Here is a 25,879-nt window from a genome sequence, read left to right on the forward strand (position 1 = left end):
GCAGACTGCCGAGAGTTCGCCATGATGCTACGTGTTGATGCTGTCCAGAACGAAATTGATTTGCAGAATCCGCAACGCCGCGAATTGATCAAGCGTGGCGGCCTGGTGGTGGCCTTCATGTGGCTGGGCGGCGCCAGCCGGGTTTGGGGATACACCCAAGGCGCGCGTCTCGACGCCGATCATCCGCAGTTCGCGCCCAATGCGTTTGTCCGAGTGAATACCGACGGCAGCGTGCAGTTGGTGATGCCCTGCATCGAGATGGGCCAGGGCGCGTATACCGGGCAAGCCACGCTGCTCGCCGAAGAACTCGACGTCGGGCTCGATCAGATCACCGTCGAGCATGCACCGGCCAATCGAAAGCTGTATTCCAATCCCTTGCTCGGCGACCAGGCGACCGGCGGTTCCACCACCATCCGCTTCTGTTGGACCACCTTGCGCGATGCCGGCGCCGCCGCGCGCGCCATGTTGATGACGGCCGCGGCGCAACGCTGGAAGGTGGACCCGTCGCAGTGCACTGCGGCGCGCGGCGTGGTCACTCACACCGCGAGCGGACGCACGCTGCGCTACGGCGAGCTCGCTGATGCCGCCGCGAGCGTGACGCCACCCGCCAAGCCGACGCTGAAGGATCCGAAGGACTTCCAGCTGATCGGCAAACCGTTGCGCCGTGTAGACACGCCGGCCAAGGTCGACGGCACGCTGCCGTTCGGCATCGATATCCGCGTGCCTGGCATGAAGGTGGCCACCGTGCAGGCATGCCCGACTTTCGGCGGTACGCTGGGGTCGGTGGACGAGACCCGTGCACTGGCGACACCCGGTGTGCTCAAGGTGGTGAAGCTGGACAACGCCGTCGCGGTCATCGGCGAACACTTCTGGGCGGCCAAGAAAGGCCTCGAAGCCCTCACCATCCAGTGGAACAAAGGCGCCGGCGCCGGTTACACCACGGAGCAGCTGTACAAGGATCTCGCCAACGCATCCGAGCACGGCACACCCATCATGGGGCGCGAAGTGGGTCAGGTGGACAAGGTCCAGGGCAAGCTGGTCTCGGCGACCTATCAGCTGCCCTTGCTCGCGCACGCGACGATGGAGCCGATCAATACGACGGTGCATGTGCGCCCCGATGGCTGCGACATCTGGGTCGGTACGCAGGTGCCGGCGCGCTGTGTCGATGTGGCAATGAAGGTCACCGGCCTGCCGGCCGAGAGCATCCAGGTACACAACCAATACATGGGCGGTGGTTTCGGCCGGCGCTTGTTCGAAGACTCCGTCGGCCAGGCGGTAGCGATTGCGCGCGCGGTGGATTATCCGGTGAAGATCATCTGGACGCGCGAAGAGGACATTACGCAGGACCGCTATCGGCCGCCCTACTACGATCGCATCTCTGCGACGCTCGACGATAAGGGGCACCCGATCGCGTGGACCGATCGCACCACCGGCCCATCGATCCTGGCGACGTTCGCGCCTGGAGCCATGGGCAAGAACGGCCTTGATTCCGACCTGGTGGAATGCGCCGCCGATATTCCCTACCAGATCCCCAATATGCGCGTGGACTGGGTCCGCCACGACATGCCCAACGGCATACCGATTGGCTGGTGGCGCGGTGTCGGCCCGACCCACAACGTATTTGTCGTTGAAAGTTTCGTCGACGAACTGGCGCATGCGGCGGGCAAGGATCCGATGGCTTATCGGCGCGAGATCCTTGCTGACAACCCGCGCGCCAAGGCCGTGCTGGAGCTGGCCGCCGAGAAGTCCGGCTGGGGGCGGGAAAATGTGCCGGCACGTCATGGCCGCGGCATCGCCTTGGCCGCGCCGTTCGGCAGCTACCTGTGTGTGATCACCGACGTCGAAGTAACGCCGCAGGGCGAAGTGATCTTGAAGCGCGCAGTGGCGGTGGTCGACTGCGGCACCGTGATAAACCCCAACACCGTCGAAGCGCAGATCGAAGGTGGCGTGATTTTCGGCTGGAGCGGCGCGCTCTACAGCGGCATCACGTTGAAAGACGGCGCGGTGGAGCAGCGCAACTTCAACGACTATCGCGTGCTCCGCCTCAATCAGACACCGCCGATCGAGGTGTATCTGATCCCGAGCAAGGAAACGCCAGGCGGCATCGGCGAAACCGGCACGGTGATGGCGATGCCCAGCCTGACCAATGCGATTTTCGCGGCGACCGGCGTGCGTCTGCGCACCTTGCCGATCGATCGCTCGGCGCTGGTGCAAGACAAGAACGCACTCAAGTCGGTGCTGTCGGCGGCGAACCCCGCGTCATCCACGCCGGGTGGTGCCGCCGAGCAGCCGGGGATAGTCACATGAAGATCGGGCGCATCATCGGAACCATCGTCGGCGTTGTCGTGTTGATCGCCATCGTGTTCACCGCCTATGCGCTGATCACGGTGACCCATGGCGGCAACGAGCAGGCCACGCAACCTGTTGGCGCTGGCGTACCAGTGGATCTTCCCTCCACCGTGGCACGCGGCGAATACCTCACGCGTGCAGCCGATTGCGAGGCCTGCCATACCGCACCGGGTGGTCAGCCGTTTGCCGGCGGCGTGGCATTCAAGCTGCCCTTCGGCACCATCTACTCCTCCAACATCACGGCGGACAAAGAGACCGGCATCGGCGACTGGACCGACGACGAATTCGTGCGCGCCTTGCATGCCGGCGTCGACAAGCAGGGGCAGCCGTTGTATCCGGCATTCCCCTATACCTCGTATACGGCGCTGAGCCGTGACGACATCATCGCCATCCGCGCATATCTCGCCAGCCTGCCGGCCGTGCATGCACCGGCGCGGCCCAACGACCTGTCCTTCCCGTTCAACCAGCGCTGGACCTTGAGCCTTTGGAACGCGGTCTTTCTGAAGAAGGAGCGATTCCAGCCCGAACAAGGCAAGCCCGAAGCGTGGAATCGGGGCGCGTATCTCGCCACCGCGCTGGGTCACTGCGGCGAATGCCACACGCCGCGCAATGTCGGCTTCGCCATGAAGAGCGGCAAGGCGCTGGCCGGCGCCGAACTGCAGGGCTGGCAGGCCTATAACATCACTTCCGACAAAGAGCATGGCATTGGTGCGTGGAGCGATCAGGAGCTGATCGATTACTTCTCGAAAGGACACGCAGCAGGACGCGGCACCGCTTCGGGCCCGATGGGTGAAGTCGTGGGCTACAGCCTGCAACACCTGACGCCTTCGGATCTTGCCGCGCTGGTTGCCTATCTGCGCGATGTGAAACCACAGCAAGGCGGTGCGCCGCCGGTTGCCGCTGCCGCTGCGCCAACGGCCACCGCTGCAACGGCGAGCCCGGGCGAGCAACTGTTCGTCGGCGCGTGCGCGGGCTGCCATCTGGAAAGCGGCCAGGGCCGCCAAACCAATTACGCGATGCTCACCGGCCTGCGTTCGGTGCGCGATCCGCACGCCACCAATCTCACCCAGATCATCCTCAATGGCTCCTCGCTGCATGTCGATGGCCAGGAGGTATTCATGCCTTCGTTTGGTCGTGCGTATTCCGATGCCGAAGTCGCTGCGCTGTCGAACTATGTGGTCAGTCACTTCGGAGGACAGCAGGGCACGCTGAGCGCGGAGGACGTGGCGAAACGGCGATGAATTCGCTGCGCGTAACGCGGCATCGTCGCCACGTTTCTCTGTGTCGTGACAGCGAATTCGATGGAAACAGCATCGACCAAAAGGCCTACTCAGCGCATCAGCGCAGATTGCGTTTAGCTCACACGTCGCAGATCGCATTGCGACCATCGACAATCCAAAGCGTTGCTTCAATGAAACACCCGCGATAACACCGGCCGCGCAAAATGAGGGGAAGCTCCGTGCAATTTGGGGGATACTCCCGATGTCGCAGCACATGCCAACTCGTAGCCTGTGATCGCCGCTTGAACCCAAGCCGCGATGTCCTACGAGGAGACTGTCATGCCGCGCTATATCGTCGAACGTTATTTTCCGAACGGGCTTTCCCTTCCCACCAACACCAGCGGCGCCGCCAAGTGCGTCGAAATCGTCAATACCAACGCCCAGGAAGGCGTTACCTGGCTGCACTCCTACGTCAGCGAGGACAAGACCCGGACCTTTTGCGTCTACGATGCTCCCACGCCCGAGGCGATTCGCCAGGTGGCCCGCCGTAACGAGCTGCCTGTAGACCAGATCACCGAAATCTCCGTACTCAACCCCTATTTCTATTTGAGTATGGCGGGAGCCAGTCGTGCATCGGCGACGCGTACGGTCTATAGAGCTCCATGGCGTCCGTTCCGTTATTTCCTTTGACGGTACGCCGCCAACAAGGTGTCGCCCGCCCTCCCCCGGTCGGTGCGAACGTTGATCCAGCGTTGAGGATGGCAGGTTGGAACTGGTCGAGCGTGACTACGCCCTGCAGCGACTTCGGGAAGCTATCGAACTCGCTCGACAAGGCTCGGGCCGTACCGCACTGGTATACGGCGAAGCAGGCATCGGCAAGACATCGCTAGCACGATGCCTGGCTTCGGCCCACACCGATGGGCGTGTTCTGATCGGCGGATGCGAAGCGCTGTTTTCGCCCCGCCCGCTCGGGCCGTTCTACGACATCGCCGACGCCTTCACCAACAAGACAAGAAATCTGCTCGGCCGCGAAGGTCGCCGCGCCGAGTTGTTCGCCTCGGTGCTCACCGACCTGCAGGAGCTAGATGGCACCAGCCTGCTCGTGCTCGAAGACCTGCACTGGGCCGATGCGGCCACGCTGGATCTGGTGAAGTACCTGGCGCGACGCATCGATCGTGTGCGCGCGCTGCTGGTACTCACCTATCGCGACGATGAACTCGACGCACGCCATCCACTGCGTCTGCTATGCGGCGACCTGCCGACCGAAGTCGCCGTGCGTGTGCCCTTGCTGCCGCTTTCAGAGACCGCCGTGGTCGACATGGCGCGGCGCACCGGCCATCCGTCCGAAGGCTTGTTCGCGGCGACCGCCGGCAATCCGTTCTTTGTCACCGAGGCATTGTCGGCCGAAGGCTTGCCCGCTTCCGTACGCGACGCCGTGCTGGCCCGCGCGGGACGGCAATCGCCGGCCGTGCGCGAACTGCTTGACCTGGCCGCCATCGTGCCTGCGCGCATCGAAGTTTCACTGGTGGATGCGCTGCTCGCACCCAGTGATGAAGTCGTGGGCGGTGCGCTTGCGTCCGGTCTACTGGTGGCCGAAGGCGGCAGCTACGCCTGGCGCCACGAATTGGCGCGCATCTCGATGGAACAGGCGCTGCCCGCGCCGGTGGCGACAGCATTGCACGCACGGCTGCTGCATCATCTGGAAACGCTCGGTGATGGTGTAGCGGTTGCGCGTCTCGTGCATCACGCGGCCGGCGCGGGCGACCGCGCGGCGGTGATGAAGTACGCACCCAAGGCCGCCGACACCGCCGCCGCGCACGGCGCGCATTGCGATGCGGCCTGGCTCTACGGCAAAGCGCTGCCGCATGCAGGCGGGCTTCCCGACGAAGAGCGAGCCGATCTGCTCGAGCGGCACGCCTATCAGTGCTACCTCACCAGCCAGATCGACTGCGCCATCGACTCCAACGAGGCAGCGCTGGCGATATGGCAGAAGCTGGGCAACGATCGCCAGGAAGGCCATTTGCTGCGTTGGTTGTCGCGTATGTATTGGTTTGCCGGTCGCAATGCCGAAGCGGAGGTCTATGGCAATCGCGCGGCGCAATTGCTGGAGTCCATCCATGCCGACGAAGAACTGGCGTGGGCGTTCAGCAATCGATCGCAGATGCGCATGCTCTCGCACCGTACCGCCGAAGCAGTGGCCTGGGGCAAGCGCGCGATCGAGATGGCCGAGCAGCAAGGCAACACGGAAGTGCTGACGCATGCCTTGAACAACGTCGGCACCGCGCGTGCCGTGCACGGCCATGCCGATGGCAGGGAGATGCTCAAGCGCAGCCTGGCCATCGCCACCGAGCATGGCTATGGCGAACACGTGGCACGCGCCTATGCCAACCTCACCAGCAGCTCGGTCACCACGCGCAACTATCCCGAGGCCCAGTGGTATATCAGTCAGGCCGCCGTGTACTTTTCCGATCGCGATCTCGATTCCTGGTCGCAATACGTGGTGGCCTTGCAGACCCGCGTGGATTTCGAATTGGGTCGCTGGGATGCCGCCGGCCAACTCGCCAGCCAGCTGCTGACGCGCAGCGACGTGACACCGGTGACGCGTATTCCCGCACTCACCGTGCTGGCACGGATTCGCCTGCGCCGGGGCGACCCGGGCGCTGCCGCCGCGCTCGAAGAAGTGACCGAACTGGCGTGGGCCACCGGCGAACTGCAGCGTCTCGCGCCGGTGGCTTCAGCGCGCGCGGAAGCCGCCTGGCTGGCGGGCGACGAGGCCGGCGACGACCCCTTCGTGCGCGAGACCATCCGGCTGGCCGAAGAGCTGGGCGATCCGCGCGCCCTGGGCGAGTTGCTGTTCTGGCGTCGATGGATGGGGTTGGATAGTTCGAGCGCAGGCGAGATCGAAGCCAACTATGCGTGGCAGCGCGATGGCCAGTGGCAGCAAGCCGCCATGGCCTGGCAAGGCATGGGCTGTCCCTACGAGCGCGCGCTGGCCCTGCTCGAAGGCGACGAGCATGGCATCGCCGAAGGCCTGGCCACGCTCGAGGCACTCAAGGCGTCAGCAAGCCTCCGGCGTTGCCGCGATTGGCTGTGCCGTGCCGGCATGCGCGGCGTCGCGCGCGGCCCGCGCGCCAGCACGTCAGCCAATCCCGCCGGACTCACCCTGCGCGAACTGCAGATACTCGACCTGCTCACCCAGGGCCTCTCCAACACCGAAATCGCCGGCCGCATCGCGCGCTCGGAGAAAACCGTCGAGCACCATGTGTCGGCCGTGCTGCGCAAGCTCGACGCGCGTTCGCGCGGCGAGGCGGTGGCGCAGGCCGGCCGGCTGGGGCTGGGCGAGACGCACTGAGCGACGCGACCGGCCCTTCAGCTCAGCGGGAACTCACGGCACCGGCGTGAGTATCGGCTTGTTCTGGTCCTTCAGCAGGAACACCACGAACTTCGCCGACTGGGTATTGCTCGCATTGCGGCCCACCGTGTGCTTGTCGTCCGGCCCTTCGTAAAAAGTCTGGCCCGGCCCCAGCGTCACTTCTTTGCCGCCATTCAGGCTCATCACGATGGAGCCTTCGAGCACGTAGACGAAGGTGTGCGCAAAGTGGCGATGGATGGGATCCACCGAACCCGGCGGATAGGTGACGAGGATCATCTTCCCTTCCTTGCCCGGATAGTCCTTCAGGGCCTTGGTCATCAGGTCCGTGACCTGCGCCTGCGGCGCGGCGGGTGCGCTCTGGGCGAAGACTTGCTGGGTGATGACGGTGGGGCAAGCGAGCAGGCACAGCAGGCCTAGGGTCTTGAACATGCGCATGGGTGTTTCCTCTTGAATGGCCCGCGTCGTGGCATCGGGCGTCGAAGTGTCAGTCGGCGCGGCGCGGCCGTGCCGACCAGGTGTCAGGCCAACCCAGACTTGTCGAGCCCGTAGGCCTTGTCGAGTGCGCCGGGAACGGCCCGGAAAGCGACATTGATGCGATTCCAGGCATTGGCCACCATCACCTCGTAGGTGAGGTCGGTCAGTTCCTTCTCTGAGAAATGCTCGCGTACCCGCGCGTAGATGTCATCGGACACGCCATGCGGCGGCAGATGGGTCAGGACTTCAGTCCATTCCAGTGCGGCCCGCTCGCGATCGTTGAACAGCGTGGACTCGCGCCAGGCCGGCAGGTGGAACAGGCGCAACGGACGCTCGCCGCCTATCACGGCTTGTTTCACGTGCATGTCCGTGCAAAACGCGCAGCCGTTGATCTGCGACGCGCGAACCTCGACGAGGTGGCTGATCGTCTTCTCGATGCTGGACTGGCCCAGCTGCGCGTTCACGGCGGCGAGCTTCTTGAACAGCTCGGGGGATTGCTGCATGTAGTCGATACGCTGCGTCATGGCTGGATTCCTCGGGAGGCGAGCAGCGCTTCCTCAGATCGTCCGAGATGCCCGCTCGTGCTCCATAACGTGAAGAGCCCAGCCTAAGTTTGTTGCAACGCTGCCAGTAGTTCCTTTGGCGGGCTCGCGGTGTTGCCTTGTACGCATCAGTCTTTCGATGGTGTCACAGGCGGCGTCACCGTAACGTCTATCAAGAAACGCGGCCTTGCCTTGGTGGCGTAGATGCTGAGCGCATGTTCGATGACGACGGCAGCTTCGCGTGTGTTCGTGTATCGCTATCGATCCACTGCCTGAAGTACGCAGCCAAGGACGTCCGTGGGCATGGGATCGATGGCTGCATCGCTCGCATGACCACCGGGGCACGCGCCGGGACGCAGGCACACGATAGCCGCATTCGCAGCTGCCACGACAGGCAATAGACGTTTACCCACTCCCCTCGGCCACGCCAGACATCAACTCAGACGCGCCTTTGGCGTCATCGCAAACTGGAGGTTTCCCATGAAAATCGTCGTACTCGGTGGTACCGGACTGATCGGCAGCAAAGTCGTCGAGCGCTTGCGCAAACACGGCCACGAGGCAGTGCCCGCGGCACCGTCCACGGGGGTCAATGCGCTTACCGGCGAAGGCTTGGACCAGGCCATGGCCGGTACGGACGTAGTGGTGGATCTGTCCAACTCGCCCTCGTTCGAAGACAAGGCGGTGATGGATTTCTTCCAGACCTCGCAACGCAACCTCGCCGCCGCGGAGAAGAAGGCAGGCGTGAAGTATCACGTGGCTTTGTCGGTGGTAGGCACCGGGCGTCCCGCGTTTGGGGCCAGCGGCTATATCCGCGCCAAGGTGGCGCAGGAAGAAGGGATACGCGCTGCCGGCATTCCGTACACCATCATCCACTCCACCCAGTTCTTCGAATTCCTCAACGGCATCGCTGGCGACGGCAGCCAGGGACACGAGCTACATATTTCCAGCGGCTTGATGCAACCGATCGCCTCCGATGACGTCGCTGATGCCGTCACCGATGTCGTGCTCGCCGCGCCGGCCAATGGCATGGTTGAAATTGGCGGCCCCGACAAGGCGCCGATGGCGGAGTGGGTGCAGCGCTTCCTCACTGCGATCGGCGATACGCGCAAGGTCATCGCCGATCCCAAGGCACCCTACTTCGGCGCCGTGCTGGAACCGGACACCTTGCTGCCGGGCGACGGCGCGCGGCTGGGCAAACAGGACTTCAAGACCTGGTTTGCGCAGTCCATCTACGCCAAGCACTGAGCAGCGGATTGAAACTCCAGCACGCGCCCGGTGTTGGCCGTGTGCTGGGAGCTTCGTGCTCGAATGCTCCGCTCCGCTTCACCATGCTGTCATGGCCGAGCCACGACAGCATGAAGGCGCCGACATGACTCGCACGCAACGGGCCTGCGGCCGTGCTGGATTCAACAGCATCCCGAACGATGGACAGCTAAAGCGTTCGCCCGGCCAGCCACAGGGCGAGGTTCTTTACGTACTGTCTGATCGAGCGCTGGGCATCGACCGAATGAGCGAGCCCACTGCCGGGTGGCTCGCTGACGAAGCTCGGCGAGCCTTTCGTCGGATCCCAGTTGTAGTCGGCAAAATGATGGAAGGTCGATTGCGCCATGGCGGGCCCGCCAGAGGCCGATGGCTCGAAGGCCACCGCGAGATTGAAAGAGCGCCCGCTGACGGCGCTGCGCCCGGTCGCAATGACGCGTGCCGTGCCGTCGTGCTCGGGCTTGCCCACCGCGCCTTCATGAGGATGGGAGGGAAAGTAGCGAATCGCGCCTGTCGGTGACTGCGGGTCAGCCAAGACGGGATGAATCGGCATGCTCGGCTCGATGGTCTGGAAGTCACCGTTCGAACCGGAGTGATAATTGGGCCACGAGATGCTGGTAGTGACGGTGTCGTCGATCTGATGGCGCGACGGATCGGGGTCTTGCTGCTTGGAATGGAAGAAGTGCGCCGCACCCACGCCGCCCAGGGTGCACACCGAGCTCCCCAGATCCATATGGTCGCGGGCCACCAGCATGCCGCCACCGCGCTGGCGAAAGCGCCCGATCGCTTCGCAGTCGTCGGAGGTCAGACCATCGCCGGTGTCGACCGCGAACAGCCACAGCTCGTCGATGTCCGACGTATCCAGTTGCGACAACACGCTGTCGGGTTTGCCAAGCGCATCCCGATCGCGTGCACTGACTTCGAACAGCGGCGCGCCGTCTTCGCCGCGCAAACTAGCCAGATACTCGTGCAGCAGGCTGAAGCGACCGATATGCCAGTCGTCGGCGGCGTAAGGGATGGTCGTCTGCAGCAGTATTCGCTTGATTCTTGACATGGCTGATACCGGACCTTTTTGTATGCGCCACCGGCGCGTGCATCGTGCCTACCGCGGCGGATGCACTGTAGGTGGTTGGAAGTGCTTGCCGTGTTTCCTTGCCGGAACCAACGCATGGGCAGTAGCGCCGATCCCAGGCAGTGATCCGTCATGGCAGTCGATGGCGCCGACACCCGTCACATGGTATCGACGCCGTCATCAATGCTTCGTGTTTGCCAGGGCAATGCATGGGCGCGCGTTGAAGTAAGACTGAAGTCCGATGCTGGGAGATGCCGAAATACGGCATACTGGCGGCCGATCCCAGTGGCCGGCAAGTCGTCGCACGAGATGCCGCCCTTTGCACCGCACAGTGACTCCGGTTCACCCCATCGACAGGGCCAGCTTGGCATCTCATTGCCGTGAACGACGCCAATGCCACCTTCTACCGGCTTCGCCCTCGCCTGCAGGCGATCGCATACAGCATGCTTGGCTCCGTGGCAGACGCCGAAGACGTGGTGCAGGATGTCTGGCTTCGCTGGCACGGCACTGACCAGTCCGTCGTCAACAACATTGAAGCATGGCTGGTGACTGCCACCACGCGTGTGGCGATCGACAAACTTCGCTCCTTGAAAGCCCGCCGGGAGCATTACGTCGGCCTCTGGTTGCCCGAGCCGATCCTGACGGATGGCCCGGCCACTCCGGAACAGATCCAGGAGCGCCACGGCGAGGTGTCCGTGGCGCTGCTGTCGATGCTCGAGCGGCTGTCGCCAGAAGCGCGCGCAGCTTTTCTGCTGCACGAAATCTTTGACGTGGGCTACACCGACATCGCCGAAACGATCGGCAAGAACGAGGCGACCGTCCGCCAGATCGTGCATCGGGCAAAAAACCAGCTGCGGGACGGCGAGCCCAAGTACGCCGTGTCGCCCGAGGCGCACAGTCGCATCGTCGAGCGATTCGCGCAGGCGCTGTCGCTGGGTCAGTTCAAGCTGCTCAAGGCGATGCTGGCCGACCAGGCCGAACTGATCGGCGACGGCGGCGGCAGGGAGACCAGTTTCCCCAGGCCGCTGCTTGGCGGCCAGCGTATCGCGCAGCTCTTCTATGCGTCCAATCTGCGCTACAAAGGCGCACTTCGCATCGATCTCGCAACGATCAATGGCGAGCTGAGCGTGCTTCGCTACATCCATGATGCACTGGAGTCGGTGCAAACCGTCGAAACGGATGGCGACAGCATTGTTCGCGTGCTCGTTCAGCGCAATCCGGAGAAACTGGCCCGCATCGCCTCCGAACTTGGCGTCCCGCTGTATTCGACCCACTGAGCATGACCGGCGGCAAGATCGTGGACGACCTGCCGCCGGCCTGGCGCACAGCGACGATCAGATCTTGAGGAAGGCGAGCAGATCCGCGTTCACCTGCTCCTGATGGGTCGTAGTCATGCCATGCGGCGCACCCGGATAGTAGATGCCGCGCGCGCCCTCGATCATGTGCACCGATTTCAGTGCCGAGTCGGCGATGGGGACGATCTGGTCGTCCTCGCCATGCATGATCAGCGTGGGCACATCGATCCTGGCCAGATCCTCGGTGAAGTCGGTTTCGGAAAAGGCCTTGATGCAATCGTAGGCATTCTTCAAACCCGACTGCATGCTCCACTGCCAGAACTGCAGCAGCACACCGTGCGAGACCTGCGCGCCGGGACGGTTGGCGCCGTAGAACGGTAGCGCGAAATCCTTGAAGAACTGCGAACGGTCGCGCTGCAGGGCGCTGCGCATGCCATCGAATACATTCAAAGGCAGGCCTTCCGGATTCGTCGAGCTCTGCAGCATGACCGGGGGAACCGCACCGATCAAAACAGCCTTGGCAACACGTCCTGTGCCGTGTCGGCCGATATAGCGCGCCACTTCCCCGCCGCCGGTGGAATGGCCGACCATGGTCACATCGCGCAAATCAAGGGCCTCGAACAGTTCTGCGAGGTCGTCCGCATAGCCATTCATGTCGTTGCCCTGCGACGACTGGCCGGAACGCCCGTGACCCCGGCGATCATGCGCGATCACGCGATAGCCGTTCTGCGCCAGGAAGAGCATTTGCCCATCCCATGCATCGGCGTTCAAAGGCCATCCGTGCGAGAAGGTGACGACGGGGCCGCTACCCCAATCCTTGTAATAGATCTGCGTACCGTCTTTCGTGGTGATGGTGCTCATCGCGGGTGTTTCCTGTGCTTCGACTGCCCGCAGATTAGGCAGCGAGGACCAGCACCGGTAGATTCGCCAGGAGCGCCGCGGTGTTGCTTGATTGACATCAATGACGATGCGTATCGATCGCGGCGAAACGTCGCCTGCGACTACCAGTCGGCGCCGCAGTACTCGGACAGATTGAGCCAGGCGGGGAAGCTCGTGGCACAAAGGCGAGCGCCATCGCGTGGAAGCAGCGAGTCCTCCTCCAAAATTGCACCGAAGTACGGCGCGAGTGCATCGGTGACCACGTCATAGGGCGCTTCGATTTCCGTGAGGAAGCGCTGGATGATTTCGGAAAGCCGCACGCGATCGGGCCCTGCCATTTCGAGCATGCCGTTGCGCGCAGGCTGCACGGCAAGTTCGGCCATCGCGACGGCGACGTCGGCTGATGCGACCGGCTGGATGTACGCGGGCGACAAGCTGAGCGCCTGCTCATACACGCTCAGCTCGACGATGCGCAGGAGAAATTCGTAGAACTGGGTCGCATGCAAGATGGTGTAGGGAATGCCAGAGCGCTGGATCATCGCCTCCTGCATCGCCTTGCCCACAAAATAAGGACTATCGACGAGGCGATCGGTGCCGACCACCGACAGCGACACGTGGTGCTTCACGCCCGCCTCGGCTTCCGCGCGCAACAGATGGGTTCCCGCTGTCTTGAAGAACGCCAGGGGAGCATCGCCATCGAGTTTTGGCGAATTGCTGACATCGACCACCACGTCGGCGCCGACGAGCACCTCGTCAATGCCCACCCCGGTGATGATATCCACGCCCGTCGCGCGCGACGCCGCCGTGACCTCGTGTCCGCCAGCCCGGAGCCGTCGAACGACGTTTCTTCCCACCAGGCCATTGCCGCCGATCACAACGATTTTCATGAGGAACCTCGGCTTTCGTCCGTCTAAACGTGGTCGGGTGCGGTATGCGAACGAACGGCAGGCGATACCGCGGCCGCTTGTTCGCCGATGCTAGGTGACGCGATACGGCGCCAGTAGGCACATGGAGGTACACGTCACATTGCCGGTGACGCACCAATGTTATGTCCCTTTGTTCGCGTACGCCGTGAAGCGAGAGCCCCCGCCCCGCCGCCCATGTCACAACAGCGCCGCCCCATACGACTAGACCGTACGGGGAGAGCCGATGCCGGTTCTCTGCGAGCCACCCTCCGCTCATCAGCTTGAGATCCAGCAGGTATCGCGACTATGACACTCAACCATGATGGCAAGCCGCAGGGCGATGTCACCGATACCCTGGCGTGCAGCTTCACGGCCAGCTATGCCGGTGTCGTCGCCTTTATTGCCGTGGCAGATGAAGGGAGCTTCGCGCGTGCGGCCGATCGTCTGGGCATTGGCCGCTCCGCGGTCAGCCGCAGTGTCCGCAAGCTCGAGGCCCAGCTCAACGCGAGGCTGTTTCTTCGCACCACGCGCAGCACTTCGCTGACCCGGGAAGGCGAGCTGTTTTATGAGAACTGCCACCCGGGCGTGCAGCGCATCGTGCAGGCCCTTGAGGACATGCGCGAACTGCGTTCAGGCCCTCCACGGGGACATCTGCGCATCAGCGCCTCGATGGGCTTCGGCCGCCAGATCGTTGCGCCCCTGCTGGCGGATTTTCGCGCCCGCTATCCGGAGATCACGCTGGATCTGCTGCTCGACGACCGGCCCACGGACTTCACCACGGACCGTGTCGATGTCGCCATCCGAGACGGTCATCTCGAGGACAGTCAGATCATCGCCAAGCGCCTGGTTCCCATGCAGATGCTGGTCTGCGCTTCGCCTGACTACGTTCGGCGATATGGCGCCCCGCAGAGGGTGGACGATCTTGGCGAACACACGTGCATCAACTTCCGAACCGCTACAGGACGTATCGCCGACTGGGAGTTCAACGTCGACGGCCAGCGACGCAAGCTGGCGCCGCCATCGATATGTACCTTCAACGATGTCGGGCTGGTGCTGCAGAGCGTGCTCGATGGCGCCGGCCTGGCGCAACTTGCCGGCTATCAAGTCGCCGATCATTTGCGCGAGGGCCGGCTGGTTACCTGCCTTGAATCATGCGTACCCGATGACCGCGGCCACTACCTGTGTTACCTGAGTCGACAGCATCTGCCTGCGCGGATACGTGTGTTCATCGATTATTTCACCGAGGCAGTCCGCGCACTGGACCTGCAATACGTGGCGGGCATTTCGCCACCGGCGAAAGCCGCGAACGAGCCGATCCACACCCTCGCCGATGTCGTCACCCTCCCGGTCCACCAGAGTAGCCGCAGAAATTCGCCCTAGCGGGCGAAAGCTCGTCGGCCCTGTTTGGTACGGGTACTTACCATCGTTGGCGTTCTGACCATCAACCTGGTCAGAACGCCATAGTTTGTGTGATTGCAACAAACTATGGCGCACGTGCCCTAGACACACTTTGCCGAACGATGCGGTTCCAGTTTGATCGGTCGTCGGGAACCGGGAGAGAGATCCCTTCTTCGGCCCAGCCTTGGCAAGGTAGCGCTATGAACCTCTCACATAATCAAAGAAATCATTCATTTGCGCGTCTTTATATCCGTTGTTTAAAAATCGTTGGATGCTTCCGTGCATGGACTGGGTGACGGCAAAGAATGAGCCGATCTCCTTTTCTGCTTTGAGGTACAGAAAATTCTTCGAAACCAGTTTTGTGAGGTTATTTTTACCAAGGCCATCAAAGAAGGTAGAGAACGCGATATGTCGAGGATGCAGCTCGCGAAAATTTCCCCCTTTGTAGAAATTGGAAAAGAATCGATTTATTTCACGTGCAAGAAGCTCTTCGTTCTTGGCGGCAGTCCCTTCAAGCATCTTTAGGGACTCTGCCAGGTCGCCTAAGCTGCAGCTTGCGAAATCAACCTCGGCGACAAGCACATTGGAGTGCTTGATGAGATCATTTCGGCAACCTTCGAAGACGCAGTTCGTAAACTTTGCCCCAGTAAATTCAGATTCCAGGAATCTCCTGTAGCTTTTAAAGCGACTGTCGCTTATCGACATGTGTGAGAAGTCAAATGGCGGCAGTTCGCCCTTAAGATACAGAAACGTCAACGACTGATCAGTGATCTGATAGATCTCCTTGATGGCATCGCTAAATGCCTCTTTCGTGTTTCCGGCCATCATGGAGATAAGGAGATTCATATTCTCAAGCGCGGCGACTATTCCGGCTTTCGGGAGGCGTTCCTCGTTTCGCGTTTCTCTCAATTTGCCAATCAAGTAGGCCACCGCACCTCTCGCGGCGCCGATGAAATTGTTCTTGCCTGATCTGAAGTAACGAACGAGGTCTTTGAACTCGTTTGAATCGATGGTTACGCGAGCCAGCGCCGTAATAAAGCCTATGTCCTTGCTGTCCCGGCCAAAGCCGTCAAGGAGAGTAAGGGTGTTGAAGTATGGCGTTAGAAAGTCGTACTTGAGCCTTACGTACTCTTCATTGGTTACAACCAATGGATTCTTCTTGATGAACTGGATTATTTCTTCGCTATTCTTCTCGTGAAGTATTCCTACGATTTCTTCAAGCGCTCTAAGGGGCCATTTTCCCCCGTGATCATGTGTTAGCGAGTTAAATATGAACACCAGGTCCACAACAGGAATGCTAAAGTCATGTCGGGTACATTCGCGCACAAAAATAGAATGGATGATGTGATCGGTGACTTCGTTCAGCGAATTGTATGGAGTTGGTTCAAACGAAACCGCAAAGGTATCGGACTCAGTCGTATACGCATCTTCATACACGCACGAGAGGACGTCGATGAAGAACGGAAGAACTCGTTCGTCATCGGCAAGCGGAGTTTGTTGAGCTTGCTGCAAGATCTTCTTGGTTACGGATTCTGCATGTTTGTGGTTGCGGAAGCGCTTCGCCAAGTACCGCTTGCAGTGAATCTCATCAAAACCAAGTAGGTCAAAGATGCTGATGTCACCACTCTGGAACTCGTCATCACTGGGTATCACATTTGGGCGCGAGGTGATGAGTATCCTTCCATAGCCAAGCTCCAGTTCGAGCTCGCGAATTGATTCAAGAAGCCGCTTTACGCTGAATTTTTGCTTGAAGATCGAAGGCAGCTCATCGAGTCCGTCGATCACGATGATTAAGTTGCCACTCAATATCGATAGCTCGAAAACATCTCGGTCTAGGATGTTCTCCTGATTTAGATAGGCTGCCTGCATCCGGTACAGTTCATAGACCGAGTCGGCCTCAATGTTGCTATTCTCGAGTACTTCGTTCTGTCGCCTAATATCTTCGGAGCGTATGAAGAACGTCACGTACCTGTCGGAGGATTCCCTGATCAGGGCGCTCACAAGTGAAGTGCATAGGGAAGTCTTTCCGATGCCGCCAGAACCCCGAACGAGGATTGGCGTGCATCCGTTGTCGGCTGTAAGCATGCGCGACAAATGACTCACGGCGGTTCCGTGTGTCTGCGAAGAGTCGGAGATGTCCTGTTCGGTATAAAATTCTATGCTGTCTGGCGCGACGGCTTCTTTGAAGGATCCATCGATGCAGTATTCCCAGATGTAAGACTTGTAGTTTGTGTCTTCGATGTGCGCTACAGCCATAACTTTGCGCCACACGGGGGACGCCGGAAGTGGAGCCGATTTGGACTTCGGACGAGTCCTCAGGATCGTGAGGTATGTTGGCTGAATCTTTTGCGCGCTCATCAATTCCGCAGCGCGTTCGAGTGACTGCGAGATGTTCACGTTGTTGTGAAGCGCAAGAATGTGGTTCTTTGCCGGCGTACTGGTTTCCCAAAGCTCAAATTTGATTCTATTGAGTCCGGCGTAGTCTGCCGCTTCCTTCGCAGAAATGAGCTCCTGTCGCTTCTTCGAGTTGAGTGCAATGAGCTTTGAGACTTTAGTCAGATCGTAACCGCGAGTTTCCGGTTTTTCGGCTTTCGCAGGGCGCGCGAGCATGGGTTGGCTGCGCACAGTACGGAGCAGTTCGGCAACTGATTTGTTCCATGTTGCATCATCGGTGAAATCGACATGAAACTGCTGTTTCAGGTACCGTGGCGTCGAATCCTTCTCGCGTAGAACGACAACAGTGTTGGATCGACCAGTGGAGGCGAGCTGTCTCCAAGAGCGTTCTGCGTTCATGGATGTCTCAATCCCAACTCCGCCTTTGCGTGCGTTCGCTTTTGCTTCGTAACCCCTCGAGGCAACGACGATAACAAACTGACTGGTCGTGATCGCCTCTTCCATAAAGGCGTTCTTGTCCATGTCATTCAGCAAGTCGAATTGATCTAGTACGACGTGTATATCCGTTTGTTCGTCGAGCGCAGAAGCGAGCTTGCCTACCCAATCCTTATGCTCCTGGGAGTCCCAGGAATATGTTACGAAGACATTGATCACGATGAACCCAGTCCTTAGTTTGCGGGTGCTCCTCCTTTGCGTCGCGTTTCTGACGGTCCGGCGATGACTGGCGGAGCAGATTTATATCCCTTTTGCGAGCGTCGTTATGTCTTTATCAACGGCTACCCAACCTTCAGATGCATGCTATCAGCGACCATTGCGCAAGTGTTTCATCACCAAACACCTCCATTCTAGGTATCCCCATTTGCCCTCTGCACACCGCGCATCTTTTTTTGGCGGGAAGGGTTATCGGCGAGCAGTATGCTTAACTTTAGGCATTTGATGGCAAGCGCATTCTCGGGTGCCCTCAAGGTCTCTTCTACCTCGCTAACGTTTGAAATGAACCCGCCGGTGGTAGTCAAGAAATGGCAGTTCGTCACGGCGTGGTGGGCGTTTGAGTTTTAGGCCGTCTAGTGCCAATGCGGTATCACTCAGCTCGTGGCTGATGAGCATTTGACCGTCTTCTTGGAAACTAATTAAGCCGGCATCAAACAGAGCGTCCAGCGTCGCCACCAATGGTAGTCCGTTGGCTGGATCAAGTCGCTCAGCGTTTGAGCATGAGCGCCAGGGCTTGCAGTGCGAGCCGCGTAGGGCCGCGAGCGTTGAGATGCCCGTGACGGCGCACTTATTGTCCCAGCGCCCGAGGACTTCACGCCGGAATCGTCCCTGCCCGAGTCGCGCACTGATCATCCGTTCTTTCTCGGTGCTCGTGGCTTGTGAACGTTGGATTTCGCGCAGGTCGTTTTCAAGCTTGCTCGATGCATTATCACCGACGTCGGCCGGGACTGAGTCGGTGACGGATGCTGAGGGATCCTGAAGTTCTCGAGGTGCCTCCGCAGGAAATCCACGTGTAAACTCGAAAGTACCGCTGATCGGGTCCCAAAATGATCGGTACCAGTACTCAGAGTCCAATCGGCGACTTGTGACTTTAGAAGACTCGTCGTCGTTGGCGCTTGCCTGGCTGCCTTCTACAACGCCAACTCGAACGAGGGAGCCGTCCTTCAAGTTGGAAAAATGCCTCAAGAAGTCCTCGGCGCGACGAGCAGTTTGCGGTCGATGTTCTTCCAGCTCTTTGATGACTTCACGCCAGGATCGTCGATACCTAATGGCGCCATCAACGACCCTCATTTCATCAAACCAAAGCATGAAAGCGTGCTGATTCGTGTTGGTATCGTGGAAGGACCAGGCATACGCCTTCCCCGTTACCGCGGGATTAGGAATTGCACGCCCGTTGCCGGCAACCTCCCAACTGCTCATGTCAAACCCTGCTTGCCTGAGAACCTCGTAAACGGACGTCTTGTTCGTTGGACGAAGTTGCGCAAGCACAACCCGTAACGGCTGTTCAAGGTTGGTGCTTGTAGAGAGCACGTCTAGTATTCTGCGAGCAACGTTGTTGCCAACATGTCTTGCAGGTAATAACCCTTTTACCCACGGTAAACCTGCTTCGTTCAGTACCGCGGAGATGTTCCGCATCCGCAACTCGACAGATTTCGCAGTCCTTCCGAGTTCGGTCGCCAGGTTTCGATAGACCCCAGCTTTGTTGTATTTCTGGCCGGCAACGTCCATCCGCAGCATGCGTTGATACTGGAGAACTGCTGCTCCAAGGTCTTCCTTTGTCCAATCGTCCATTGCGCGTCGTCCCTTTGAGGAGTGTGCTTGCGCCGTCTGACTGGCCGCATTACCCCGTTGGGTATCCTGGCTCGAGGGAGTGGGCACGTGGCTGTGGGCTACATGCAAGCTGCCAGGGGCGGGGATGCCTTCAGTGCTCCGAAATCTCGATGCTCACTAGAATGTGCCGTTATTTGGGTTAGCTTCAACCCACTTCGGCCTCGATAAAGTGAGGAAAATATCGATAGGTTTTCCGGTACTTGCTCACGTCGCCATCTGGAATTGGTAGTCCCTGGCTGTTGGAATTGATGGCCCGCATTTCCGCGTAAGTAAGTTTTGGCGGGTCAATCCTGTACGCTTCGGCGCCTAGTCGGACAAATTCCAAAGTGTCAAATCGGGCGTCATTAAATCTCCCGCGATCGGGCTCTGCGAAAAGCACCCCTCCTGCAGTGAGCATCTTGGCGCCGTCCGTATAGGTAAAGTTGTAGATCTGCTCGTACGTGAAGTCGTTCTTCTCGTGCAGCTTCGTGCCTTTGCGAATGGCTGCATCGATCACGCTTCGATAAACAGCGGCTACACCCCAGCCGCTTAGGTCGTCATTAGATGTGCCAAGGGGCACCCTTCCAGAATCAATATTGTGTTCAAGCATTTGCAGCGGCGTAAGTGTTTGCTCGTCAATTTCGTTCCCATCGTCATCGTAGGAATCGATTAGCTTTAGCCTATCCGCATTGACTGAAATAATGAGTACGGTGCCTGAGGCCGCGTTGGATGCGACGTACTCGAGATCTCTGAGGCATTCTCGAGACAGCTTTCCGTCGTAGTCGAGCCAGATAACTGCGGGTGCGTCCTTCCAGCACGCGGTCTGCTGCAGTACGACGCCTGCGCGCCCGAACTCCATCTGAATGTGTCCGTATGGAACATTCATCTTGAAACGCGCTTGAACCGTGCTGTTCGACGTATCTTCAATGCTTAGCATCGTTTCGAAACCCAGAGAACGATGAAACAGGTTGAAGTCTGAAAAATAGAGCGATCCCATTCCAATGTAGGAGTACTTACTTGGGTCTCGGAAGTACACGAGCCTGCGAAAAGACTCAGCCAGCATCTTGCGTTCGATGCTTTTGGCGGGTCTGACCCGATAGTCAATTTCTTTATAGCTTCCAGCCATTAGTCTTCCCGCTCCCTGTCGAGGAAGTAGCTGAAAACAGCTTCGCCAGCCTTGGTGGCACTTGGTACATCAAAGTGTTGCTTTGCGAACTCGACATCTTCAACGGATCGTGTGAACTGAATTCTCACGGTAGTTGGTTTCGTGGCTGTGGGTGCAGCGCGAGATGGCGCAACAAAACGTGCCGACGCCGCCACACTCGAAAGAGCTACTTCCACGGCCTCGCTGACGCGCTCTTTGAGGAAAGTCGATTCACTATCACGTTCCGCATCCAGCTCGTTAAGGAAGTCCACGACCTGACGAAGGGCGTTGGCCATTTCAAGTCTTGCAGACTGGTAGACCTTAGATTCCGTGTCGACGCCGCTCTTCGAGGTATTCCATGGCAATGCTTTCGCGTTATCACTTTCGAAAACCGCGTAACCACGGAAGCGCGAGAACTGTCCATGAGCGCCGGGAGTTGCTTGCCCCTGGTTGGATTCAAGCTTGGTATCCCAGCCGGTCAGCTGAGTTTTATCAGCGCCAAGCACCTGCCTTCCGTTGCAGATGATGTACCAACCCGCCTCTTTGAGGTTGGATTCTGAAATACCAGCATAGATGGTCAACTTCACTGTCGACAGAGTATTGCTGTCGTCAACGGTATAGGTTTTTTCAAGCTTGATCGGCTTGATAGCATCGCTTTGCAACAGCGTGGCCACGCGATGCCTAAGCTCGAAGTTATTTACCTTTAAATCAAGTCCACGATCGAGGCTATGAGCGTGTGCTTGCTGAAGGCTCGCAACCAAGCGTTGAACGAATAGCTCGGTACCAAACTCGTTCGCGACGGGTGGATACAGCTGCGTAACCTCTAGCGTGGTGCTTCGGGTATCAATGGGGTTGGTTTCGCCCTCCTTTACTTCAGCGAATTCAAATTCCCATTTTTCGCGGCCCTGATCATCCAGGAGCGTCGTCCACTGATCGACATCCACCTTGAGCGTGAAATGGGAGTCGGCTGCAACAGACTTAACTTCAAACTTTTTGCCCATCTTGAACAGGGCTCTCTTCATTCCAACGCCGAACTGTCCTATCGACCCTTCAATTGATGGTGCCCCTTTCGCTCTACCGAAGCGAAAGGCATAGTTTATGGCTGTGTCTACTGAGATGCCGCCGCAGTTGTCGACGATCAGGAAGCTGTCGGGCTTGACCTCTATATGAGCAAAGAGGCCATCGTAGGATCCATCGCCACGCAACGAACGAGCACCATCGACACAGTTATCCACTAGATCCTTGATTGCATCCTGCAGCGAGATGTCCTTCGTGATGATGTTGATGAAGAACTCTTTCGTTGGTGATGCATTGATGACTGGTGCAGACATGCCCCCCTCCCTGTCAGAAAGCTGTCGGCATTATTGCCTCCCAGTTGAGGCCAGGGCAATCGTTGGACTACCTACCCCCATCGCCTGCGCGAGCCTGGCCAGTAGCAACTCCGCTACGATTGGGCATACGCTATTTCCGATCTGGCGAAAGGCATGCCATTTGGTCGGATGAAACACGAACCAGTCAGGGAAGCCCTGCAATCTCGCGGCTTCGCGGGGCGAGATGACCCGAGGCTTCTTGGGATGGATGGGGCGCACAGCCTGGAAGCTGCCCTTGTCGGAGTTGGTGCCGGCTCGCAGTGTCGGGCAGAAGCCTTCTGGATCGAGACGAGGCGCCCGGTAAACGGTATCAACTTCGCCGGGAGCCAGAGCATCAAAACGGGCAATCGTTTGCTCGCTATGGCTAGTCCCTAGGAAGCCTGAGACTCTCAACCTATTTGCTAGCAAGACGGAATCCCGATTGCCCACGCCCGATGGGACCATGCCCCTCACGCGCTCGGCGAAAGCACTTTCTCCAAGGGCTTTTACGGTTCGCCAGCTCTGCTCTTCGCGTTGCCAGTTTGCCCTTACATCGGGGAGGCCGTGCAGGGCATGCTTCACTTTCACTATCTCAACGTCTGTGGGCGGGCAAAACGAGTTGGCCGTCAACGCGGCGACACGACTCGGGTCAATGCCAACGAAGAAAACTCGGGTCCGGGTTGTGGCCGCGCCGTAATCGCTGGCTTTGACCTTGAAGGGGGGTAGTACCTTGTAGGATGAGGGTAGCTGAGAAATTGCGGCCTCAATTATTGGTTTGTTCTCCTCGCGAAGAATACCGAGTACGTTCTCAGCGAGAAAAAAAGCAGGACGGAGTTCCGCGACAAGCCTGAAGAATTGGCCGAAGAGCTGATTTCGAGGGTCACCCTGATCCCTTTTGCCTATCAAGCTAAACCCCTGGCATGGGGGGCCGCCTATCAATCCAGACAGTTCGTTTGGTTTGAGGCCGCAAAGGTTCAATAGGCGCGAGCCCGCCAGAGACCCGACGTCTTCGCAAAAATGCTTAGTGCCCGGGAAATTGAACTCGTGGGAGGCGGAAGCGATTGGGTCGAGCTCTACACTTCCGGCAACGCGGAATCCTGCGCGAGCAGCACCCAGGCTAAGGCCGCCTACGCCGGAGAACAGGTCAATCACGCTCAGATTATTCATGTGTGCAATTCTACGTGGGCTTCCTCCGCCTGTCGATCGAGCAGACATGGGAATAACATCAAGAGGGGCCGATGGGCCTATCTACTCAGCAGTCACCAATGGGGCCAACTCATGGTCGACAGACTCACAACCGAGGCTAGAAGTGCTTTGATGCGGGCCGTCCGAAGTAAGAATACGGGCCCTGAGCTATTGGTGCGCAAGATGGTACATAGATTGGGGGCTCGCTTTAGGCTCCATCGAAAAGACCTTCCCGGTACACCAGATCTCGTTCTTCCCGCGCGTCGATTATGTATCTTTGTTAATGGCTGTTTTTGGCATCGGCATACTGGTTGCAATCTGGCAAGTAATCCAACTTCCAATGTTGCTTATTGGAACGAGAAATTTGCGCGGAACGTAGCGCGTGATCGTGTGAATGTTGAGCAATTGAAGCGAGCTGGATGGCATGTAGAGACAATATGGCAATGCGATACGCGCGATCAAAGAGTCCTTGAAGAGAGGTTGCGGAAGCTTCTGTTCCCTCGACGAGCCCGGAGGTCTGCCTTGCAATCTTCCCGCAGGAGCCCTCCGCGGAGGAGTTGAGCGTCTTCGTGGTGCTTCTGTTGTGCGGTAGCTCTGCAGGCTCTCAGAGGGGGGGCACGCAAAGGCCGAGTTTGCACGGCCTGGCTTAGCTAAGTTGTACAAATATGGGCCGGCTCAGGCGCGTTGTGATGGGCGGCTCTGATAACGTAAGGGCATCAGGGATTCGAGCAATCTCCAAACATGGACAATCGGATCAAAGTGCTTCGTGACGCTCGCGGCCTGTCTCTTGAGGATTTGGCAATGGCCGCAGGTACATCCAATCAACAGGTAAGTCTCCTCGAGTCCGGCAAGCGTCGCCTTACCGTGGATTGGCTATTGCGCCTGTCCCATGCGCTGAATTGCCATCCTTGGGAGATTGTGTCGCTGGACCTGCCGAGGCCACTCGGCGCCCAAGACATCCGCCTCCTGGATCGGTTTCAGGGGCTCACAGAGCCCCAGCGGACTACTCTTCTTAGTTTCCTCGAATCGTTGGCTCCTCTGCCTAAGCCGGCCACGCGCGTTCGGAGGTAGTGTCCAATCCAAATGTTGGAATTTCTTGACAATATCCAGCATTTGGCCTAAACCTGGGTTGTCTCCACGGCGAGGGATCTGATCCCGGGCGCGGTTATGGGTGGCTGGGGAGGGACATCACAGTGCAGCGGTAGCGTCGGCCCTACTAGGGTCGCTCAGTACGTCCGTATGTCGACGGACCATCAGCGCTACTCAACAGAAAATCAGCGGGAGACCATCGCCAAGTACGCTGATCGTCGTGGCATGGTCATTACCAGGACCTATGCGGACGAGGGTAAGAGCGGTTTAAGTCTTGAAGGGCGCAATGCTCTTCAACAATTGATCCGCGATGTTCAGGCCGGCACGTTCGACTTTAAAGCGATTCTCGTCTACGACATCAGCCGCTGGGGACGCTTCCAGGATGCTGACGAAAGCGCGTACTACGAATATCTGTGTCGGCGCGCCGGCATCCAGGTCTTCTACTGCGCCGAGCCGTTTGAAAATGACGGTAGCCCGATGGCCACCATCATGAAGAGCGTCAAACGAGCCATGGCTGGAGAATACAGTCGAGAACTATCCAGCAAGGTCTTCCAAGGGCAATGCAGGCTTATCGAACTGGGCTTTCGGCAGGGTGGCTTGCCGGGCTTCGGTCTTCGGCGGATGTTGTTAGACGATCACCATCAGCTTAAGGGGCGTCTGCAGCCAGGAGAGCAAAAAAGCCTGCAAACGGACAGGGTGATCCTCGTTCCGGGGCCCGAGGAAGAGGTGGCTACCGTCCACCGCATATATAGGGAGTTCCTTGAAGCGGGGATGATCGAGCGAGAAATCGCCGAGTTGCTGAATGCGAGAGGCGTTCTGACTGACCTTGGCAGACCATGGACACGAGGCACCGTCCATCAAGTACTGACGAACGAGAAGTACATCGGAAACAACGTATACAACCGGACCTCGTTCAAGCTGAAGCAGCGGCACGTAAAAAATTCACCCGATATGTGGGTGCGGCGCAATGGCGCATTCGAGCCGTTGGTTCCCGCCGAGTGGTTCGTTCGTGCCCAGGAAATTATTGCGGCCCGATCTCAGCGTCTCGACGACGCTGCAATGCTCGATCTTCTAAAGAAGCTCCTGCAAAAGGCCGGCTCCCTCTCGGGACTGCTGATCGATGAGCAGGAGGCGATGCCATCTAGCAGTACCTATCGGCAGCGGTTCGGTGGCTTGGTCCGCGCATACTCGTTGATAGGGTTTCATCCGTACCGCGATTACCGCTATCTCGCCATAAATCAAGCCTTGAGGGCCAGGATGCCGGACATCGTCTCGGAAATTGTGGGCGGCTTTGATCGTCACCATGCGACCACGGAGACTCAAGCCAAGACGGGACTTTTGCGAGTCAACAGCGAGTTCACGATGTCGGTGGTTATCGCGCGTTGCCTTCAGTTGGCCAGCGGCACATTTCGCTGGCACCTGCATTTCGACACTAGTCTCGCTCCGGACATCACCGCAGTGGTTCGCATGGCGGCAGATCAGAACACGGTGCTCGACTATTACCTGTTTCCAAGGATCGACCTTCCCTTAAGGGTATGCCGCCTTGCGGAGCAGGACAACGATGGGCTGCTCGACGCATATCGTTTCGACTCCCTGGAGCCGCTGTATGCACTGGCAGAACGCTGTCCGATCCGCAGGGCGGCCTGACGT

Annotated in this window: 20 protein-coding genes; 10 read left to right on the forward strand and 10 right to left on the reverse strand. The window is 59.1% G+C overall.

Features of this window, described 5'->3' with window-relative positions:
- Window positions 1-21 precede the first annotated feature (21 nt).
- The 4 genes from AC1DMY_RS11320 to AC1DMY_RS11335 all read left to right on the forward strand — a co-directional run bounded on the left by AC1DMY_RS11320 (window position 22) and on the right by AC1DMY_RS11335 (window position 6,921).
- Window positions 22-2,307 carry a xanthine dehydrogenase family protein molybdopterin-binding subunit gene (locus AC1DMY_RS11320; RefSeq protein WP_477165067.1) on the forward strand — a complete coding sequence of 762 codons (2,286 nt, stop codon included), beginning with the start codon at window positions 22-24 and terminating at the stop codon, window positions 2,305-2,307.
- The gene (locus AC1DMY_RS11325; protein ID WP_477165068.1) at window positions 2,304-3,590 is read left to right on the forward strand and encodes a c-type cytochrome; all 1,287 of its coding nucleotides are present in this window, start codon (window positions 2,304-2,306) and stop codon (window positions 3,588-3,590) included. Before AC1DMY_RS11320 ends, AC1DMY_RS11325 begins: the two co-directional genes overlap by 4 nt.
- A gap of 318 nt (window positions 3,591-3,908) precedes the next feature.
- The gene (locus AC1DMY_RS11330; protein WP_082121033.1) at window positions 3,909-4,259 is read left to right on the forward strand and encodes a DUF4242 domain-containing protein; all 351 of its coding nucleotides are present in this window, start codon (window positions 3,909-3,911) and stop codon (window positions 4,257-4,259) included.
- Window positions 4,260-4,335: 76 nt separating this feature from the next.
- Window positions 4,336-6,921 (forward strand): ATP-binding protein, encoded by a 2,586-nt coding sequence (locus AC1DMY_RS11335; RefSeq protein ID WP_477165069.1) that lies wholly within the window; start codon window positions 4,336-4,338, stop codon window positions 6,919-6,921.
- A 33-nt stretch (window positions 6,922-6,954) separates the two neighbouring features.
- Here the strand turns inward: AC1DMY_RS11335 and AC1DMY_RS11340 are convergent, their stop codons facing one another.
- Window positions 6,955-7,377 (reverse strand): cupin domain-containing protein, encoded by a 423-nt coding sequence (locus tag AC1DMY_RS11340; RefSeq protein WP_477165070.1) that lies wholly within the window; start codon window positions 7,375-7,377, stop codon window positions 6,955-6,957.
- Between the two features lie 83 nt (window positions 7,378-7,460).
- Window positions 7,461-7,940, reverse strand: a complete 480-nt coding sequence (locus AC1DMY_RS11345) for a carboxymuconolactone decarboxylase family protein (protein WP_477165071.1) — start codon at window positions 7,938-7,940, stop codon at window positions 7,461-7,463.
- Between the two features lie 498 nt (window positions 7,941-8,438).
- Here AC1DMY_RS11345 and AC1DMY_RS11350 point away from each other — a divergent pair, with 498 nt between their 5' ends.
- A complete protein-coding gene (locus AC1DMY_RS11350; protein ID WP_477165072.1) occupies window positions 8,439-9,203 on the forward strand; it encodes an SDR family oxidoreductase in 765 nt (254 codons plus the stop codon).
- A 187-nt stretch (window positions 9,204-9,390) separates the two neighbouring features.
- Here the strand turns inward: AC1DMY_RS11350 and AC1DMY_RS11355 are convergent, their stop codons facing one another.
- Complete coding sequence (locus AC1DMY_RS11355; protein ID WP_477165073.1) at window positions 9,391-10,272, reverse strand: hypothetical protein; 882 nt, start codon at window positions 10,270-10,272, stop codon at window positions 9,391-9,393.
- A gap of 398 nt (window positions 10,273-10,670) precedes the next feature.
- Here AC1DMY_RS11355 and AC1DMY_RS11360 point away from each other — a divergent pair, with 398 nt between their 5' ends.
- The gene (locus tag AC1DMY_RS11360) at window positions 10,671-11,567 is read left to right on the forward strand and encodes an RNA polymerase sigma-70 factor (RefSeq protein WP_477165074.1); all 897 of its coding nucleotides are present in this window, start codon (window positions 10,671-10,673) and stop codon (window positions 11,565-11,567) included.
- Window positions 11,568-11,624: 57 nt separating this feature from the next.
- On the opposite strand, the gene AC1DMY_RS11365 is transcribed toward AC1DMY_RS11360, so the two are convergent.
- The gene (locus AC1DMY_RS11365) at window positions 11,625-12,446 is read right to left on the reverse strand and encodes an alpha/beta fold hydrolase (protein ID WP_477165075.1); all 822 of its coding nucleotides are present in this window, start codon (window positions 12,444-12,446) and stop codon (window positions 11,625-11,627) included.
- 140 nt (window positions 12,447-12,586) lie between these two features.
- Window positions 12,587-13,351 carry an SDR family oxidoreductase gene (locus AC1DMY_RS11370; protein ID WP_477165076.1) on the reverse strand — a complete coding sequence of 255 codons (765 nt, stop codon included), beginning with the start codon at window positions 13,349-13,351 and terminating at the stop codon, window positions 12,587-12,589.
- 324 nt (window positions 13,352-13,675) lie between these two features.
- Here AC1DMY_RS11370 and AC1DMY_RS11375 point away from each other — a divergent pair, with 324 nt between their 5' ends.
- Window positions 13,676-14,749 carry a LysR family transcriptional regulator gene (locus AC1DMY_RS11375; protein ID WP_477165077.1) on the forward strand — a complete coding sequence of 358 codons (1,074 nt, stop codon included), beginning with the start codon at window positions 13,676-13,678 and terminating at the stop codon, window positions 14,747-14,749.
- A 216-nt stretch (window positions 14,750-14,965) separates the two neighbouring features.
- On the opposite strand, the gene AC1DMY_RS11380 is transcribed toward AC1DMY_RS11375, so the two are convergent.
- The 5 genes from AC1DMY_RS11380 to AC1DMY_RS11400 all read right to left on the reverse strand — a co-directional run bounded on the left by AC1DMY_RS11380 (window position 14,966) and on the right by AC1DMY_RS11400 (window position 23,122).
- Window positions 14,966-17,815, reverse strand: coding sequence for an SEFIR domain-containing protein (locus AC1DMY_RS11380; protein WP_477165078.1), 2,850 nt, complete (start codon window positions 17,813-17,815; stop codon window positions 14,966-14,968).
- Window positions 17,816-18,142: 327 nt separating this feature from the next.
- Window positions 18,143-19,444, reverse strand: a complete 1,302-nt coding sequence (locus tag AC1DMY_RS11385; RefSeq protein WP_477165079.1) for an HNH endonuclease — start codon at window positions 19,442-19,444, stop codon at window positions 18,143-18,145.
- Between the two features lie 184 nt (window positions 19,445-19,628).
- Window positions 19,629-20,588, reverse strand: coding sequence for an O-methyltransferase (locus tag AC1DMY_RS11390; protein WP_477165080.1), 960 nt, complete (start codon window positions 20,586-20,588; stop codon window positions 19,629-19,631).
- Window positions 20,588-21,937 (reverse strand): ATP-binding protein, encoded by a 1,350-nt coding sequence (locus tag AC1DMY_RS11395; protein WP_477165081.1) that lies wholly within the window; start codon window positions 21,935-21,937, stop codon window positions 20,588-20,590. Before AC1DMY_RS11395 ends, AC1DMY_RS11390 begins: the two co-directional genes overlap by 1 nt.
- 30 nt (window positions 21,938-21,967) lie before the next feature.
- Window positions 21,968-23,122: a DNA cytosine methyltransferase gene (locus AC1DMY_RS11400; protein ID WP_477165082.1), complete on the reverse strand. Its 1,155-nt coding sequence runs from the start codon at window positions 23,120-23,122 to the stop codon at window positions 21,968-21,970.
- Between the two features lie 111 nt (window positions 23,123-23,233).
- On the opposite strand from AC1DMY_RS11400, the gene AC1DMY_RS11405 reads away from it, so the two are divergent.
- From AC1DMY_RS11405 to AC1DMY_RS11415, 3 genes are all read left to right on the forward strand, one after another.
- Window positions 23,234-23,701, forward strand: coding sequence for a very short patch repair endonuclease (locus AC1DMY_RS11405; protein WP_477165083.1), 468 nt, complete (start codon window positions 23,234-23,236; stop codon window positions 23,699-23,701).
- A 180-nt stretch (window positions 23,702-23,881) separates the two neighbouring features.
- A complete protein-coding gene (locus tag AC1DMY_RS11410) occupies window positions 23,882-24,211 on the forward strand; it encodes a helix-turn-helix transcriptional regulator (protein WP_477165084.1) in 330 nt (109 codons plus the stop codon).
- A gap of 96 nt (window positions 24,212-24,307) precedes the next feature.
- Window positions 24,308-25,876 carry a recombinase family protein gene (locus AC1DMY_RS11415; protein ID WP_477165085.1) on the forward strand — a complete coding sequence of 523 codons (1,569 nt, stop codon included), beginning with the start codon at window positions 24,308-24,310 and terminating at the stop codon, window positions 25,874-25,876.
- Window positions 25,877-25,879: the final 3 nt, after the last annotated feature.

This window comes from Dyella sp. 01L423, from assembly GCF_056399945.1.

Excerpts from the sequence above, each read along its gene's own strand:
- AC1DMY_RS11320 (WP_477165067.1), top strand. The coding sequence starts at position 22 with ATGATGCTACGTGTTGATGCTGTCCAGAACGAAATTGATTTGCAGAAT.
- AC1DMY_RS11325 (WP_477165068.1), top strand. The coding sequence starts at position 2,304 with ATGAAGATCGGGCGCATCATCGGAACCATCGTCGGCGTTGTCGTGTTG.
- AC1DMY_RS11330 (WP_082121033.1), top strand. The coding sequence starts at position 3,909 with ATGCCGCGCTATATCGTCGAACGTTATTTTCCGAACGGGCTTTCCCTT.
- AC1DMY_RS11340 (WP_477165070.1), bottom strand. The coding sequence starts at position 7,377 with ATGCGCATGTTCAAGACCCTAGGCCTGCTGTGCCTGCTCGCTTGCCCC.
- AC1DMY_RS11345 (WP_477165071.1), bottom strand. The coding sequence starts at position 7,940 with ATGACGCAGCGTATCGACTACATGCAGCAATCCCCCGAGCTGTTCAAG.
- AC1DMY_RS11350 (WP_477165072.1), top strand. The coding sequence starts at position 8,439 with ATGAAAATCGTCGTACTCGGTGGTACCGGACTGATCGGCAGCAAAGTC.
- AC1DMY_RS11355 (WP_477165073.1), bottom strand. The coding sequence starts at position 10,272 with ATGTCAAGAATCAAGCGAATACTGCTGCAGACGACCATCCCTTACGCC.
- AC1DMY_RS11365 (WP_477165075.1), bottom strand. The coding sequence starts at position 12,446 with ATGAGCACCATCACCACGAAAGACGGTACGCAGATCTATTACAAGGAT.
- AC1DMY_RS11370 (WP_477165076.1), bottom strand. The coding sequence starts at position 13,351 with ATGAAAATCGTTGTGATCGGCGGCAATGGCCTGGTGGGAAGAAACGTC.
- AC1DMY_RS11375 (WP_477165077.1), top strand. The coding sequence starts at position 13,676 with ATGACACTCAACCATGATGGCAAGCCGCAGGGCGATGTCACCGATACC.
- AC1DMY_RS11385 (WP_477165079.1), bottom strand. The coding sequence starts at position 19,444 with ATGGACGATTGGACAAAGGAAGACCTTGGAGCAGCAGTTCTCCAGTAT.
- AC1DMY_RS11390 (WP_477165080.1), bottom strand. The coding sequence starts at position 20,588 with ATGGCTGGAAGCTATAAAGAAATTGACTATCGGGTCAGACCCGCCAAA.
- AC1DMY_RS11395 (WP_477165081.1), bottom strand. The coding sequence starts at position 21,937 with ATGTCTGCACCAGTCATCAATGCATCACCAACGAAAGAGTTCTTCATC.
- AC1DMY_RS11400 (WP_477165082.1), bottom strand. The coding sequence starts at position 23,122 with ATGAATAATCTGAGCGTGATTGACCTGTTCTCCGGCGTAGGCGGCCTT.
- AC1DMY_RS11405 (WP_477165083.1), top strand. The coding sequence starts at position 23,234 with ATGGTCGACAGACTCACAACCGAGGCTAGAAGTGCTTTGATGCGGGCC.
- AC1DMY_RS11410 (WP_477165084.1), top strand. The coding sequence starts at position 23,882 with ATGGACAATCGGATCAAAGTGCTTCGTGACGCTCGCGGCCTGTCTCTT.
- AC1DMY_RS11415 (WP_477165085.1), top strand. The coding sequence starts at position 24,308 with ATGGGTGGCTGGGGAGGGACATCACAGTGCAGCGGTAGCGTCGGCCCT.